The organism is Flavobacterium sp. KH_035 (genome assembly GCF_057839565.1).
On the sequence record NZ_CM174492.1, the window covers coordinates 3686525 to 3701921 of the forward strand.

General features: G+C 37.9%; 13 protein-coding genes. 5 read left to right on the forward strand and 8 right to left on the reverse strand.

The features are described 5' to 3' along the window. Positions 1-96 precede the first annotated feature (96 nt). The gene (locus tag AC3IS6_RS15190) at positions 97-2484 is read left to right on the forward strand and encodes a TonB-dependent siderophore receptor (protein WP_489160556.1); all 2388 of its coding nucleotides are present in this window, start codon (positions 97-99) and stop codon (positions 2482-2484) included. A 135-nt stretch (positions 2485-2619) separates the two neighbouring features. Here AC3IS6_RS15190 and AC3IS6_RS15195 read toward each other — a convergent pair whose 3' ends face one another. From AC3IS6_RS15195 to AC3IS6_RS15220, 6 genes are all read right to left on the reverse strand, one after another. Continuing rightward, positions 2620-3642 (reverse strand): Atu2307/SP_0267 family LLM class monooxygenase, encoded by a 1023-nt coding sequence (locus tag AC3IS6_RS15195; RefSeq protein WP_489160558.1) that lies wholly within the window; start codon positions 3640-3642, stop codon positions 2620-2622. 238 nt (positions 3643-3880) lie between these two features. Then, positions 3881-4270, reverse strand: a complete 390-nt coding sequence (locus tag AC3IS6_RS15200) for a DUF1634 domain-containing protein (protein ID WP_246253146.1) — start codon at positions 4268-4270, stop codon at positions 3881-3883. 4 nt (positions 4271-4274) lie between these two features. Then, positions 4275-5111, reverse strand: a complete 837-nt coding sequence (locus tag AC3IS6_RS15205; RefSeq protein WP_489160560.1) for a sulfite exporter TauE/SafE family protein — start codon at positions 5109-5111, stop codon at positions 4275-4277. Between the two features lie 189 nt (positions 5112-5300). Further along, positions 5301-5543, reverse strand: a complete 243-nt coding sequence (locus AC3IS6_RS15210; protein ID WP_489160562.1) for a hypothetical protein — start codon at positions 5541-5543, stop codon at positions 5301-5303. A 304-nt stretch (positions 5544-5847) separates the two neighbouring features. Continuing rightward, the gene (locus tag AC3IS6_RS15215; RefSeq protein ID WP_489160564.1) at positions 5848-6285 is read right to left on the reverse strand and encodes a DoxX family protein; all 438 of its coding nucleotides are present in this window, start codon (positions 6283-6285) and stop codon (positions 5848-5850) included. Between the two features lie 71 nt (positions 6286-6356). Continuing rightward, positions 6357-6725, reverse strand: a complete 369-nt coding sequence (locus tag AC3IS6_RS15220) for a winged helix-turn-helix transcriptional regulator (protein ID WP_489160566.1) — start codon at positions 6723-6725, stop codon at positions 6357-6359. An 81-nt stretch (positions 6726-6806) separates the two neighbouring features. Here AC3IS6_RS15220 and AC3IS6_RS15225 point away from each other — a divergent pair, with 81 nt between their 5' ends. Both AC3IS6_RS15225 and AC3IS6_RS15230 read left to right on the forward strand, forming a co-directional pair. After that, complete coding sequence (locus tag AC3IS6_RS15225; protein WP_489160568.1) at positions 6807-7685, forward strand: NmrA family NAD(P)-binding protein; 879 nt, start codon at positions 6807-6809, stop codon at positions 7683-7685. Positions 7686-7855: 170 nt separating this feature from the next. Beyond that, a complete protein-coding gene (locus AC3IS6_RS15230; protein ID WP_489160570.1) occupies positions 7856-8869 on the forward strand; it encodes a zinc-binding alcohol dehydrogenase family protein in 1014 nt (337 codons plus the stop codon). Between the two features lie 21 nt (positions 8870-8890). Here AC3IS6_RS15230 and AC3IS6_RS15235 read toward each other — a convergent pair whose 3' ends face one another. Both AC3IS6_RS15235 and AC3IS6_RS15240 read right to left on the reverse strand, forming a co-directional pair. Then, on the reverse strand, positions 8891-9595 hold the full coding sequence (locus tag AC3IS6_RS15235) for a LytR/AlgR family response regulator transcription factor (RefSeq protein ID WP_489160571.1): 705 nt from the start codon (positions 9593-9595) through the stop codon (positions 8891-8893). Positions 9596-9605: 10 nt separating this feature from the next. After that, a complete protein-coding gene (locus AC3IS6_RS15240; RefSeq protein WP_489160573.1) occupies positions 9606-10691 on the reverse strand; it encodes a sensor histidine kinase in 1086 nt (361 codons plus the stop codon). Between the two features lie 210 nt (positions 10692-10901). On the opposite strand from AC3IS6_RS15240, the gene AC3IS6_RS15245 reads away from it, so the two are divergent. Together AC3IS6_RS15245 and AC3IS6_RS15250 are read left to right on the forward strand one after the other, a co-directional pair. Further along, positions 10902-13253 (forward strand): TonB-dependent receptor, encoded by a 2352-nt coding sequence (locus AC3IS6_RS15245; protein WP_489160575.1) that lies wholly within the window; start codon positions 10902-10904, stop codon positions 13251-13253. A gap of 478 nt (positions 13254-13731) precedes the next feature. Then, positions 13732-15396, forward strand: a complete 1665-nt coding sequence (locus tag AC3IS6_RS15250) for a T9SS type A sorting domain-containing protein (protein ID WP_489160577.1) — start codon at positions 13732-13734, stop codon at positions 15394-15396. Position 15397: the final 1 nt, after the last annotated feature.

A 15397-nucleotide genomic window follows, 5' to 3' on the forward strand; every position in this document is an offset into this window, starting at 1 on the left:
ATTATATTTATTTAGAATGATTAAAAATAATTTGGAAAACAGAGTTTTAGCCATTACTTTTGCCAGCGAAATGAAAACCAAATAATAATAAATATCATGAGTTTAAAAAAAGTTTTATTTTCCTTGATTTTCCTAAGTTCATTGTCTATGACGAGTCAGGAACTGGGAAAAGTAACCGGAAAGGTTTCCTTATCGGGAAATGTACCGGCAGAAAATGTTTCTGTTGCGCTTAAAGGAACGAAGTATAGTGCCGTTACGAACGAACACGGACAGTACGAAATAAAGAATGTTAAGGCAGCCAGTTATACTATTAGCATTAGCGCAGTAGGAATTCGTCCGGTTGAAGACAGAATTACAGTTGCAGCTAAGCAAACGATTACTAAAAACTTCATGCTTTCGGAGAGTCAGGAAGACCTGGATGAAGTTGTGATTACGAAAAATAAATACAAGCAGGACAAGCCTTCTTTATCTTTACGTCTTCAAACTCCTGTGCTTGAAATTCCGCAGAATATTCAGATTGTGAGCGGTCAGACTTTAAAGGATCAACAGATTGTAAGTATGAGTGACGGTGTGATCAGAAACGTGAGTGGTGCAGTACGTTCAGAGCATTGGGGAGATTTGTATACCAACATAAAAATGCGTGGTTCTCAGGTTCAGGCGTTCCGAAATGGGTTTAACGTAGTTTCTTCTTCATGGGGACCACTTACTGAAGACATGAGTTTTGTAGACCATATTGAGTTTGTAAAAGGACCGGCAGGATTTATGCTTTCCAGTGGTGATCCAAGCGGATTGTATAACGTAGTAACTAAGAAGCCAACCGGAATTACAAAAGGAGAAGCTAGTGTAATGGCGGGAAGTTATGATTTTTACAGAGCCAGTATTGATCTTGACGGAAAATTGGATAAAAAAGGAAAGTTATTGTATCGTTTTAATGCGGCGGCACAAAAGAGAGGTTCGCATCGTCCATTTGAGCACAATGACCGTTATGTAATTGCTCCGGTAATTACGTATCAGGTTGATGATAAAACAAAAATTACCGCTGAATATAACTTTCAGTATGCCAACATGACGGAAGTAGGTTCTTATTATGTATTTGGACCTAACTCTGATGGATATGGAACTTTACCGATTGGATTTACGCTGACACAACCAGGTTTGCCTGATACAAACATTCAGGATCATAGCGGATATTTTATGTTTGAGCATAAGTTTGATGATAATTGGAAACTTACAGCGCAAACTTCTTATTTCAAATACATTCAGCAAGGTTACAGTTCATGGCCGAATACAGTTGGTTCAAGTGAGAACGCTCTTGGAAAAGGGAATATTATCAGAAATGTAGGGATCTGGGATGCAGAAAGTAATATGTATTTAGGTCAGATATTCGTAAACGGGAAGTTCAGTACAGGACAAGTTACACATAAAATATTAGGTGGTGTAGATTTAGGTAACAAAGATTATATGGCAGATTGGGGACAATCTCATAATCTTGATACGGCTGCTAATCCGTTTAATGTTTACAATCCAAATTACGGTACACCTTCTAACGGCTTCCCAAGTTTCGATCGTACAACACCACTTTCTATTAGAGCTGGAGTTGGTGGTAGACTTGGGCAAAAGTATGCGGCAGGTTATATTCAGGATGAGCTTGGTTTCTTTGAAAACAAATTGAGGCTGACTCTTGCGGCACGATATACCTGGATTAGCCAAACAAGTTGGGGAGCAACTGATGCCGATAGTCATATCACACCACGTGTGGGAGTTAGTTATTCGGTGACAGATAATCTTGCCGTTTACGGTTTATACGATCAGGCTTTTATACCTCAATCAGGAATTATTAAGCTTGGAGGTAAAGTAAAACCACTTACAGGAAATAATCTAGAATTTGGAGTTAAGAAAGATTGGTTTGACGGATCATGGAGCACTACATTAGCGGCTTATCGTATCGTAAAACAAAATGAACTTACTTCTGATCCTAAGAATGGGCCAGACGATGTTTATAAAATTGTTTTGGGAGAGAAAAGAGCGCAAGGTATTGAATTTGACGTAAGAGGAAAATTATTCGATGGACTTAATCTTATTGCCAATTATGCTTTTACAGAATCGATTGTAACGAGCTCTGCTATTACATCTATAAACGTTGGTTCTGTTGTACCGGGCTTCGCTAAACATACTGCAAATGCATGGTTGAATTACAGCATCCAAACCGGCAAGCTAAAAGGATTAGGAGCTTCGATAGGAGGTACTTATCTGGCAGACCGTCAAACAGACAGCTGGAGTGTTGGAGGGGTAAGATTGCCAAACTATTTTAAATTGGATGGAGGTTTATCTTATGAAACAGGTAAATTTAAAATTACAGCTAACGTGTTTAATATTCTGGACAAATACCTATACAGCGGATCTTATTATGAGTGGCTTACGGCTTATTACTGGCAAACAGAAGCTCCAAGAAACTTTAGAGTTGGGGTAACATATAAGTTTTAATTTTTAGGCTCAAAGGTACTAAGGTTCTGAGGGTTATTTTAAAGTAAGCCCGACAGGTTTTTGAAACCTGTCGGGTTTGTTTGTTATGGTGAAGTAAGAAATTCTTTTTAATCTTTATAATCCGTGATAAAAAAGCTACCCTTTTTGAACGAGCGAAATGACCTTTGTACCAATAAGTTCTATTGCATTCATTAGTTGTTTGTGGGTCAGGCCTGCATTATCCATTTGAAATGTAAATCTTGAAATTCCGCCAAGAGATTCACTGTGTCGCAAGATTTTATCGGCAATGCGCTCAGGATCACCTACAACCAGAACACCCAGATCGTCAATTAAATCGTCAAATTTGGCTCTGGTAACTGGTGGCCAGCCGCGTTCTAAGCCTAATTTTGTCCAAAGTTCAGCATAACCCGGATAATATTCTTCGATGGCTTTTGCGGTAGTGCTTGCTGCAAACCCAGGTGAATGTAAGCCTACCTGAAGTTCTTCGGGCTGGAAACCGGCAGCTTTTCCTGCTTCACGATACAAATCTACTAACGGACGGAAACGATGTGTCTGACCTCCAATAACGGCTACCATTAAAGGCAAACCTAAGGATCCTGCTCTTATAAAAGATTCAGGAGTTCCGCCAACGCCCAACCAAACTGGTAGTTTTTCCTGTAAAGCCCTCGGATAAACCGGAAGATTATTCAAAGCGGGACGAAATTTCCCCGACCAGGTTACAAATTCATTGTCTCTGATTTGAAGTAAAAGCTCTAATTTTTCTTTAAAAAGCTCGTCGTAGTCATTCAGATTAAATCCGAAAAGAGGGTAAGCTTCGATTGAAGAGCCACGACCTACTACAATTTCGGCTCTTCCTTTTGAAATTAAGTCAAGGGTTGCAAAACTTTGATAGACTCTTACCGGGTCGGAAGCACTTAAAACCGAAACAGCACTTGACAATCGAATGCGTTTTGTTCGCGCCGCGGCAGCACTTAAGATTACTGCGGTAGCCGAATCTAAAAACTCTTTTTTATGATGTTCACCAATTCCAAAAACGTCAAGTCCAGCCTGATCTGCCAGCTCGATTCTTTGGAGTAATTGTTCCATTGCATCAACACTGCTTAAGGTATTCTGGTCTCCGTACATCGCCGAAGCGAAACTGTCAATTCCTATTTCCATTTTTTTTAGCATTAGGCTTTAAGCCTTAAGCAATATGCTTTTTCAGAAAGCCTACAGCCTAATACTTATCGCAGTTATTTTTTTAGCCATAGGCTTTAGGCTTTAGGTAATATGCTTTTTCGGTAGGCCTGCAGCCCTAAACCCGACAGGTTTTTAAATCTGTGAGGCTTGGTTGTTATTAAGTAATATGTTTTTTCAAAAAGCCCAAAGCCTATAGCTTTAAGCTTACAGCCCACAATCAATGAGAAAAACCAAAGGAAACACTGATCAGAATAATCACAATAACAATTAAGGTGATCCCTACATACAAATAATCCTTTTCCAGTAAAAAAGAAAATAGTGACAATAAAACGCGTAAAACCGGGGTTAGAAAAAGCAGGATGATCCCAAAAAAGATCAACGATTCGCCATTTCCCTGAATTACGCCCTGATATATTGCCGAAATTACTTCAAAAATATTGCGATCATTTTCATGAAAGACCGAGTAATCTTCAATATCTGTGCTGTGCGCCATCAAATAAACAATTCCGCCAATAAAAGCGACCGATAGGGAAATCCAAACGCCATAACGCAATAAATTCCCAATAATGGTTTGAAAATCTTTTTCTCCAAATTTTTCGTGTTGCATAATCTTAGATTTTTCCATTAATTCCGTTATAGATCATATTTACCGCAAGTACAAATATCAGACAGGCAAAGAATATACGTAGTTTTTTAGGATTTGTTTTAACCAAAACTTTAGCGCCTGCCATAGCACCAAACAGTACACCAATTACTACGGGCATACAAATTCCGGGTTCGATGTATCCTTTTTGAATATAAATAACAGAACTCGCCATTGCCGTAACGCCCATCATAAAATTACTGGTTGTAGTAGAAACTTTAAACGGAATTCTCATAATATTGTCCATGGCAATGACTTTAAAAGCACCGGAACCTATTCCTAATAAACCCGACATCATTCCGGCAATTCCCATCATACCAAAACCGCCCACGACGTTTTTGGTTCCGTAACGAATTATTTCTCCATGATGCGACGGATAAGTCCCCTCTAATCTCAGTTTTTTAGCCAAAGGACTGGATTCTAAAACGATATGTTCTTCTTTTTTTCGAAGAGAATTGATAGCTGAGAAGATTAAAGTAAGTCCGAATAAAATGGCAATAAAGGAAGTAGGAGCGATGGTTGAAAGTAGGGCTCCGCAAACGGCCCCAATTGTGGTAGCAATTTCGAGAAAGATCCCCAGTCGCATGTTGGTGATTCCCTCTCTGACATAAGCGGCAGCAGAACCCGAGGAAGTGGCAATTACCGAAACCAGTGCCGCACCAATTGCATAATGAATGTCAACGCCAAGAATGACTGTTAAAAGCGGAATTATGATAATCCCGCCACCTAAACCTGATAATGAACCAATAAAACCTGCTAAAAAAGCACCAAGAATCATAATCAGGGTAAACGTAAGTACTGTCATTCGAATCAATTTTGTTACCGCTAATTTACGAATTGATATCGGGCAGAGAAATGTTTTATTTCATAATTAAAAACTAAAACAGCTTAATTTTAATATTTAAATGGTGAAAAAAAACACAAAAAAGGACTTAACTGGTTGATTATAGGGTAAAAACCAGAGTTTAAGAATGAAACGTTAAAAAAGAGGAACTTACAGGTTGTCGTCTATTATTTTTTGTACACTGCTGATAAAAGTCTCCGTATTTTTGACATCTTGCTTGATGTACAAATCGTATTCGTTTAATTTATACTGATCAATCATGTCTTTTTTTAAATACTTTATGATGGATTCAAGAGTCCGTGTATCCTCCTCATTCAGTTTTTTTAATTCCCGCTGTTTGCTTTTGAGATAATCTAAACTCTTTTTTAATCTCTGAACCGTTAATTTTTCCAATCTCTTCCTTCGTTTAAAAATTATTAAAACAAACGATAATCCGGAAGATTTTAAGCTCAATATGCCCCAAAAACCATTTCCATTTGAACTTAATTCCTCCAGAGTATCGTATTCCCTTACATACGTTCAAATTGGGAATTTAGATTTAAGAAATGTTATAAAATTTTCAAAGCGAATTATAAAATTTGCACGCTAAGCAGTCAGGTATTTGAAAACCTGTTATTTAGGTGTTTTGTAGGTTGAAGAATACAAAAAAGCAGTAGATGATTCTGCGGATTTTTAGGGTGTAAGGATTTTAAAAATCTTATTTTGACTGATTGTCTAAAGCAAGATAAGTTCTGTCTATGGTCGAAAGCAGTAAAGCAGCTGCAGCACTTGTTAGAACCGAGTAATCAAAAGGAGCTTTTACCGAAACTGAAACCGCCATTGAAAGGGCAAAAAGTAGCATTAATGCGGAAGTTCCCAAAGCAACTTGACGGGTTTTAAATCCTAGGATTAAAAATAAGCCAAAGACAATTTCGAAAAAAGTAGCCAAAGCTCCCAATACTTCTGCTAAGGATTTACTGGCAAAGGAGTTTAAGGTTTGGGTGTAAAGAATAAAATTGTCCCAGTTTCCCCACGCAACTCCGGGAGCGCCGGGTGCACCCCAAAGACCAAAACGGTCGGCAACGGCAGAGAGCATCGTAATTCCTAAAACAATTCTTAAAAGGAAACCTGCTTGTGTTGTACCTATTTTTCTCATTTGGGTCTTTTTATGTAAAGGTAACAAGATGTTGGGCTACTTTGGATGATTATTTTTGAGACCGTATTATTTTAAGAATTCTTAAATCCATCTTCTTTATCCTTGAAGGCCCATGTCGCCATAGCTTCGATAACAGGCATTAAACCTTTTCCCGAAGGACTTAAGCTATAGGTCACAAAAGGAGGTACAACCGGTTTAGCTTCTCTAATGATAAGATGGTCGGCTTCGAGCTGTTTTAAATGTTGTATCAGCATCTTTTCGGTAACTGCAGGGATAGCCCTTTTTAGTTCGCTGTAACGTTTGCTTCCGCCTGAAAGATGGTAAATGATAATGGGTTTCCAATAGCCTCCAATTTTTTCCATAACATAAGTTACGGGACATTTGTCTAAAGCGTATTGTTTGTTTTCCTGAATAGTCGATGATTCTTTGATTGCGGTCATAGTGCATACTTTAGGGTAAGTACTTGTATAAAAGTAAGTGCAAATATACCTTTGTTGCACAACATAAAAAAATAAACAGAGATGAAAATTACAATTTCAGGATCATTAGGAAACATAGGTAAACCATTGACACAAAAACTTATTGCCTCAGGACATGAGGTAACAGTAATCAGTAGCAGTACAGACCGGGTAAAAGAGATTGAAGCAGCAGGAGCCAAAGCAGCGATAGGTTCTGTAAGTGATGCCGCTTTTTTGCAAAGCGCATTTGAAGGAGCTGATGCTGTATTTGCAATGACTCCGCCTAATATGGGAGGAGTTAATATCATTACCAATACTACGGACGCCGGTAAAGCACTTGCAAAAGCCATAGCAGCTGCCGGAGTAAAACGTGTTGTAATGCTGAGTAGTATTGGTGCAGATTTACCGGGAGGAAATGGTCCAATTGCCGGACTTCATAATATCGAGAAATTGTATGAGTCATTAGAGAACGTATCGGTTACGTATCTTCGTGCGGGTTTTTTCTACACGAATTTGTACCATGATGTTCCAATGATTAAGGGAGCGGGAATTATTGGAGCAAATTATCCTTCTAATACTACGATTCCTTTTGTACATCCTGAAGATATTGCAACAGCAGTTTCTGAAGAATTACTAAAGATCATAGCGGGAAAGAACATTCGTTATATTGTAAGTGATGTGCGAACTCCAAATGAAGTAGCCAAAACTTTAGGCTTAGTCATTGGAAAACCGGATTTACCATGGGTAGAATTTACCGATGTACAATCTCTTGATGGAATGAAACAAGCGGGACTGCCGGAAGAAATTGCTGAATTGTATACTGAAATGGGATCAGGTATTAGAAGTGGTAAAATCGCAACACATTTTTTAAGCGATTATAGTTCTGTTGAGGGACAAATTAAACTGGAAGATTTTGCAAAAGAATTTGCAGCTAAATTTTAAATAGTAAAAGTAAGAAGCTGGTTTTAGGATCAGCTTTTTTTGTATTTGTGAATTCGAAAGTGCTATTGACTTTTGATAAGAATATACTGATTTAGTATAAAATTATACCGTTTGTAAGATTCGGACTGTATTTATCTTTGTAGTACTAATACAACTTAAAAAGTATAAAGATGAAAGCCATAGGATTTAAAACATCGTTACCAATTGCTGAAGAAGAGAGTTTTATAGCATTTGAAACTCCAAAGCCAGTTCCCGGAGAACGTGATTTAGTAGTAAAAATAAGTGCAGTATCCGTTAATCCGGTTGATTTTAAAATTCGTCAGGGCAGTGCGAAAGATACGGTTTTAGAAATACCAAAAATTATAGGCTGGGATGCTGTGGGTATTGTGGAAGCAGTAGGAGAGAAGGTGACTTTGTTTAAGGTAGGCGATGAAGTGTTTTATGCCGGAGATATTACCAAACCAGGCAGTAATGCCGAATACCAAAGTATTGATGAACGAATTGTAGGCAGAAAACCGAAGTCCTTAAGCCTTGAAGAATCGGCTGTGATACCGCTGACTGGTTTAACCGCCTGGGAAATTCTTTTTGATCGCATTCGAATCAATCCTGAAAAAGACAAAGGCAAATCAATTTTGATTATTGGAGGTGCAGGAGGAGTAGGTTCGATCGCCATTCAACTGGCTAAGAAAATTGCGGATTTAACCGTTATTGCAACAGCATCGCGTCCCGAAACTATCGCTTGGTGCAAAAAGCAGGGCGCAGACTTCGTGGTCGATCACAAAAACCTGATTGCTTCGGTTCGGGAAGCAGGGTTTCAACAGGTCGATTTTATTTTAGATTTTGTCGACACTAATTCTTATTGGGATATTATGGCAGAATTAATTAAACCCCAAGGTCATATTGCGTCTATCACCGGAAACAGTGATCCGGTTGCGTTGAACAAACTCAAAAATAAAAGTGCTTCCTTCTCCTGGGAACTGATGTACACACGATCTATGTTTGAAACCGATGATATGCAGGAGCAACACGTTATTCTGAATCAATTAGCTGATCTTTTGGATAAAGGAATCCTAAAATCGACACTCAATGTAACGCTTGATGGTTTAACGGCAGGGAACTTTAAAAAAGCACATGAGCTTTTAGAGTCAGGTAAGACTATTGGTAAGATTGCTATCAAATTTTAAAGCTAAAAAGAGAGTAAGCCACTAAGAGTTTTTCAATATTTTAAAAACATATTCTTTATAACTTGCTCCAATAGGGATTTCGATAGCTCCAATTTCAACATCATAGGCGGTAAAGGCAGTAATGTTTTTTAAGTTAATAATATAAGAGCGGTGTACCCGAAGGAAATCTTTTCCCTGAAGTTCCATTTCGATATCACCGATCTTGTATTTTGCGGTAAGTTTTACCCCTTCTTTTTGATGAACCACAATGTAATCTTTCACGCTTTCTATAAATAAAACACTATCAGTATTTATTTTATGAAACTTAGATCCGTTTCTTATGTAAATAAAATTCTCCAGAGGCGGAGTTATAATCTTATTGTTAGTAGGGCCACTGATGCGTAAATAACGATCGGTGGCTTTAAAAAAACGATCAAAAGTAATAGGTTTGAGTAAATAATCTATAATATCAAGTTCATAACTCTCCAGCGCATATTCGCGATAGGCCGTTGTAAAAATTATGGAAGGAGGATTTTTTAGTGTTTTTAAGAAATCAATTCCGGTTATCTGCGGCATTTTAATGTCTAAAAACATAAGATCAACAGTCGTTGTTCTTAATACTTCAGCGGCTTTTAAAGCGTTTGGACATGTGCCTACAATCTCAAAATAATCCAACTTACTGATGTGGTTTTGCAGGAGGTTTATGGCCAAAGGCTCATCATCGACTAATAAACATCGTATCTTCATCTTTCTTCGCTTAGTGTTGATCGTTTTGCAGGTTGACTTCTAAATGAGCCGTAAAATGGGTATCACTCTTTATTACCTTAAAAGTATAATTTTTCGGATAAATTTTGTCCAGTTGCTGAACGATATTGTTCAGACCAATCTTGTCGTTTTCAGACTCAGTTTCACTTTTTCCAATTGTGTTTTTCACCGTAAAGATAAAACGATTGTTTACTACTTTTAGGTCTATAGCAATGATAGGTGAGTTTCCAGTGTCTTCGCCAGCGCCATGTTTAAAGGCATTTTCGACTAACGAAAGTAAAATTAAAGGGGCTATAACACCATTATGGTCTATATCGGTGGTAAAAATCACGCTAAGCCTTTCATCATATCTCAATTTTTCGAGTGCAATATAATTGTTAAGCAGTGTGACCTCTTGTGAAATGGGTACGTACGTACTGCTGCAGCGATACAAAATGCAATCTAATATCTCGGATAAAACAGCAATGGATTGCGAGGTAATAGGAGAATTACTCAGCGAAAGCGAATAGATATTGTTTAGCGTATTAAATAAAAAATGAGGATTTAACTGGGCTTTCAGAATCTTTAACTCCGTTTCGGCTTTTTGCTTTTCCAGCAGTAACGCTTTTTTCTGAACGACATACTGATCTTTTATCAGTTTTACAAAGACAAAAAACAAAGAGAGAAAAATGGATTGGATAAAATACGATCGAAACAGTTTCGAAAGATCAGTGAAAATTTCAAAAAGTGGCTCCTGATCAAAAGGAGGAGTACGAACAATAGGCTCCAGGACATAAATTACCATTGTACGGTTAATGGCCGCGATAAAATAACTGCAGACAATAAACTCAATCCACACTATAGTCTGTTTTTTGGCTGTCATTAAGCGTGGCAGAATGCGATAAGAAATAAAATAAGCGATGAGAAGCGCAAAGAACAGGTCGAATGCGATTGCCAGCATATCATTTCGAAAATTAAAAGTAGGATCATCAAAATTATTCTTGCCAAGAAACATAATATATAAACAAGTCCAGAAAAGGACATGAGCTGTGACCCGATGGGCTGAAGTATAGTTGATGAGTTTCTCGAATGTTGACATAGTGGATCAAAGTTAGTATTTATTTGGAAAGAGAAATTGCCTGTCGACAAATAGGCCCCAAAAAGACATTAACGGGCAAAAAACGGCGATAAACAAGGTCTGTAGTGTCAATTAAATTGTTTGTAGGTCTGAAAGAACTGTATATCATGCGCACCATTTTTGCAAGTGATTAATGAGGAGTTTTGGTGAAAATTATAAACGCAACCAAAAATGAAACAGCTCTTCTTACTCATCATCCTCTTTCTAGGCTTTGAAGGAATGACACAGACCAATGAATTTACGCTTAAAGGAAAAGTAGTGGATTCAAAAACCAAACAATCCCTGCCTTACGTTACCGTAATACTGCAATCGGCTAATCAGGATAAGAGAACCGTCTCTTCTGATGAGAATGGGATGTATGTTTTTAAAAGTCCTCCTGGAAATTACCAGTTACGAATTGAATTCATGTCTTACAAACCATCAGTAATAAATACATTTTCACTTCAGAAAGATCTTGTCTTAAAAGACGTTTTGCTGGAAGAGGAGATCAATCAGCTTAACGAAGTGAATGTTGTTGCTGAAAAATCGGCCGTAGAATTAAAACTGGATAAAAAAGTATTCAATGTGGGAAAAGACATTCTTTCAAAAGGCGGATCGGCTAATGATATCCTGAATAATGTTCCTTCTGTAAATGTTGATATTGCTGGTGTCGTAAGTCTTAGAGGCAATAATGGCGTTACGGTTTTGATTAATGGAAAACCCTCTATGCTAACGGCAAATAATGGATTGTCTCAAATTTCGGCCGCGAATATTGAAAAGGTCGAAGTCATCACAAATCCGTCAGCAGCTTATGAAGCTCAGGGGAGTGCGGGGATCATCAACATTGTACTGAAGAAAAACAGTATGCAGGGTTTTAACGGCTCGCTACAGGCTGGGGTAGGGAATCCGGCGAATCATAATCTGAATGCTAATGTGAGCTACAAAACGGAAAAGGTAAATCTGTTTTCGAATATTGGATACCGCTATTTTGATGTTTATGCTTCAAACAGACAATTTCAGCAGAATACAAACAACAATGTGGTAACCACGCTGCATCAATACGACGATAACAAGCGCAATAACAGTATTTACAATATTTATATAGGCGGTGATTATTATATTAATGCTAAAAATACACTGACGGGAAGTTATTACCACGATAGAAACAATAACAATTACAAAACGGCTTATACGTATCGTTATTCCAATGCAGCCCAGACAACAGACAGTATCATTAACAGATTTGAAAATTATAAGGAACCTAAAAATTACAATGCTCTGGAATTAAATTATGTAAAAACATTCGACAAAAAGGATAAAAAATGGACAACCAGTCTGCAGTATGATTTTTGGAATGATGATGAAAACCAATACATCGATCAGCAGAAAACATTGCCTTACGAACCGGAGGTTTCTAATTTATACACAAGAGATATTGAAAGCAGTAATGATATTTTTATAAAATCGGACTTTGTAAACCCGATAGGTGAAAATTCTAAAATTGAAATGGGAATCAGAAGTGATTTGCGGGCATTAAGAAGCGATTATTATACGATTCTTGATGAGGTGCTGCAGGATCAGTTTACCAATAAATTAAAGTATGATGAAAATCTGTATAGTGCTTATATTCAGTTTGGAAGTAAAATTAAAAAGTTCAATTATCTGGTAGGCCTACGAACAGAGCTATCGGATATAAAAATTGCCGACACTAAAAACACATTCAGCAACACCAAAAACTACATTAACTTATTTCCAACCATACATTTGGTGTACAATTTAACCGAAAAAACAGATTTGCAGCTTAGCTACAGTAAACGTATTAACCGTCCGAGATTCTGGCAGTTGAATCCATTTTCGGGACTTTCAGACTTGCGTAACCTCACAGTCGGAAACCCCGATTTAAATCCAATGTTTACAAATTCTTTTGAACTGACGCTATTGGCCAAGCCCGGAAAATTCAGTATTAATCCGTCGGTATATTATCAGCATACCACCAATTTCTTTGAATATATTCTGCAACGTACGGCTGAGAACTATTTTGTGAGAACACCTGTAAATCTGGATACAGAGGATCGTTACGGAGTTGAGGTTTCGTCTACGTACAGTCCGGTAAACTGGCTACGACTGTCTTTGGATTTTAACTATTACAAATTTAAGCAGCAGGGCACTTACGAAACAGTAGTGTATGATGTGGAAGATCAGACCTGGTTGTCTAATTTTCGTTCGGTTGTTAAGTTTCCTAAAATTATTTCGGGTGAATTTAGTTTTAAATACCGAGGAAAAAATCAGGGAGTGCAGTCGCTGACAGAGGCACAGTACACTGCCAATATTGGTTTGAATAGGGACTTTCTTAACGATAAAATGTCGGTAACATTAAACGTAAACAACCTTTTTAATTCGCAAATAACAAAACAGGTAGTCAGTGCACCGCTTTATTACTTAGAATCGGAATTCAGAGCACAGGGAAGATACATCAGACTGACCGTGATTTATCGTTTCAACCGCAAAAAGAATGAGGCCGACAGACTACCGGACTCCATGTAATCCTTCTATTTTGCAGGCTCGATTGATTTTAAAGAAAAGAGCCGGATCGGGTTTATCGATGAGGTCTTTGAAGCCGTTGTTGTACAAATAACTGCTTGCGGAATTGATGTAGATGAATTAAAAAAAAAATAGAATGATGCGAAATGTTATCGTTCTTATAATGCGCAGCGATCTAAGATTGCTGTGCATTTTTTTGTTGTTAAAACTGCTCTTTAAGAATTTTTCATTTCTCCCTTTTCTCAGAATTTCAGTTTTAGTAAGGACAGTTTTTCTTTTTTCTTTCCAGATATGTCACATTAAGAGCCATTTATTACATCAATCCTGCCACTTATTGAATTTACAGTTGGTGGTTCGTTTTGTCGGCGTAATTTTTAACTAAAATTTAACGGATTGTGGAAAGCCGTAAGTAACTTACAAAATAGTGTGTTAGATTTGGCGCCACAATTAAATTGCCCAAAAGACTAAACCAGAATAGATTATGAGAAAATGTTACTTATTACCCTTATTTATGCTGTCCTTTTTTTCCTACTCCCAGGACATTCTCTGGGAAAGATCTTATGGTGGACAGCACGCCGATTATTTGTTTGACGCCCAACCCACGGCCGATTACGGTTTTATTTTGGCGGGGAGCTCCCTATCTAATAAAACCGGAAATAAAGACGATGATAATCATGGAGATTTGGATTACTGGATCTGGAAAATGAACGAAAAAGGAGATTTAGTCTGGCAAAAAAGCATAGGCGGAAGCGGATTTGATTTGCTTCAGAGTATTAAAAACACCAGAGACGGCGGCTTTATTCTGGCAGGAACTTCAAGTTCAGGAAGAGGTTTTCAAAAGAATGAAAAATGCAAAGGCCTTACTGATTTTTGGGTGATCAAATTAGATGCTTCGGGCAGTGAACAATGGCAGCGAACTATTGGAGGTGCGGGGAAGGACGAACTCTTATGTGCTTTTCAAACCAAAGACGGAGGTTATATGTTAGGAGGCTCATCAAGTTCAGATCCTTTGGGTAATATACTTGTTGTACCGAACGGAATTTCCAAACCAACCACAAAAGCAGATTCGTTTAACAAATCAGAAAAAAGCCGTGGTAACATGGACTATTGGATTGTTAAACTGGACAAACAAGGTGATGTCGAATGGCAAAAAACCTATGGAGGAAGTTATGCAGATGTACTAAGAAGCATGGAACAAACCTCAGACAACGGCTATATTCTGGCGGGTTATTCCAACTCTCCTGTTTCAGGTGATAAAACAGAGAGTAATAAAGGAGTGGGAGATTTCTGGATCCTTAAAATAAACGATACCGGTGAAATTCAATGGCAAAATACCTATGGCGCCGAAGGAGACGATCAGCCTTATGTCATTCATCAAACAGCGGATGGCGGTTATATCGCGGGAGGAAATTCCAACAGTAAAAATGCTCTGACTACTATGGGTGGGATTGTAGGCAATGGAACCGACTACTGGATTTTGAAACTCGATAAAGAGGGAGGTGTTTTATGGAGTAAAACCTATGATTTTGGAAAAACGGATATCTTAACCTCACTGGTAGAAAACAAAGACCAAAGTTATCTCATTGGCGGTTATGCACAAAGTGAAAACAGGCGCCCGCGTGAAGGGATCGTTGCTAAAGCACTTAACTCCATCAGCAAAGAAAAAGAAGGCATCAACGACTATATCGCTATGAAAATAGACGATAAAGGAGAAGAAATCTGGAATAAAACCGTAGGCAGTGCCGGAGAAGATATCCTCAGAAAGTTAATTGAGACCAGAGACGGAGGTTATCTAATGGCAGGAACTTCCAACTCGGCTGCATCAAGAGACAGAAATGGCAGCATTGGAGGCAATGATTTTTGGGTGGTGAAACTAAAAGACAAAACAAAGGTTGAAAAAGTAAAATCCAGTATCGAGGTCATTCCTAATCCTGCGTCAACTTATACCAATGTTATTATAGGCTATGATTTTAAAGAAGGTACCGCAACGTTGATCGATATTGCGGGACGTACCTTACTAGAGTTTGACATCAACGGCAGGACTGTACCGGTTAATATAAGCGGATACCCCGAGGGAATCTATATCATAAAAGTCAGAACAGATGTTAAAACGGAGTCTGTTAAAGTGATTAAATCTGTTAAATAAA

Coding starts and splice junctions, on each gene's coding strand:
- AC3IS6_RS15190 (WP_489160556.1), top strand. CDS start 97: ATGAGTTTAAAAAAAGTTTTATTTTCCTTGATTTTCCTAAGTTCATTG.
- AC3IS6_RS15195 (WP_489160558.1), bottom strand. CDS start 3,642: ATGGAAATAGGAATTGACAGTTTCGCTTCGGCGATGTACGGAGACCAG.
- AC3IS6_RS15200 (WP_246253146.1), bottom strand. CDS start 4,270: ATGCAACACGAAAAATTTGGAGAAAAAGATTTTCAAACCATTATTGGG.
- AC3IS6_RS15205 (WP_489160560.1), bottom strand. CDS start 5,111: ATGACAGTACTTACGTTTACCCTGATTATGATTCTTGGTGCTTTTTTA.
- AC3IS6_RS15215 (WP_489160564.1), bottom strand. CDS start 6,285: ATGAGAAAAATAGGTACAACACAAGCAGGTTTCCTTTTAAGAATTGTT.
- AC3IS6_RS15220 (WP_489160566.1), bottom strand. CDS start 6,725: ATGACCGCAATCAAAGAATCATCGACTATTCAGGAAAACAAACAATAC.
- AC3IS6_RS15225 (WP_489160568.1), top strand. CDS start 6,807: ATGAAAATTACAATTTCAGGATCATTAGGAAACATAGGTAAACCATTG.
- AC3IS6_RS15230 (WP_489160570.1), top strand. CDS start 7,856: ATGAAAGCCATAGGATTTAAAACATCGTTACCAATTGCTGAAGAAGAG.
- AC3IS6_RS15235 (WP_489160571.1), bottom strand. CDS start 9,595: ATGAAGATACGATGTTTATTAGTCGATGATGAGCCTTTGGCCATAAAC.
- AC3IS6_RS15240 (WP_489160573.1), bottom strand. CDS start 10,691: ATGTCAACATTCGAGAAACTCATCAACTATACTTCAGCCCATCGGGTC.
- AC3IS6_RS15245 (WP_489160575.1), top strand. CDS start 10,902: ATGAAACAGCTCTTCTTACTCATCATCCTCTTTCTAGGCTTTGAAGGA.
- AC3IS6_RS15250 (WP_489160577.1), top strand. CDS start 13,732: ATGAGAAAATGTTACTTATTACCCTTATTTATGCTGTCCTTTTTTTCC.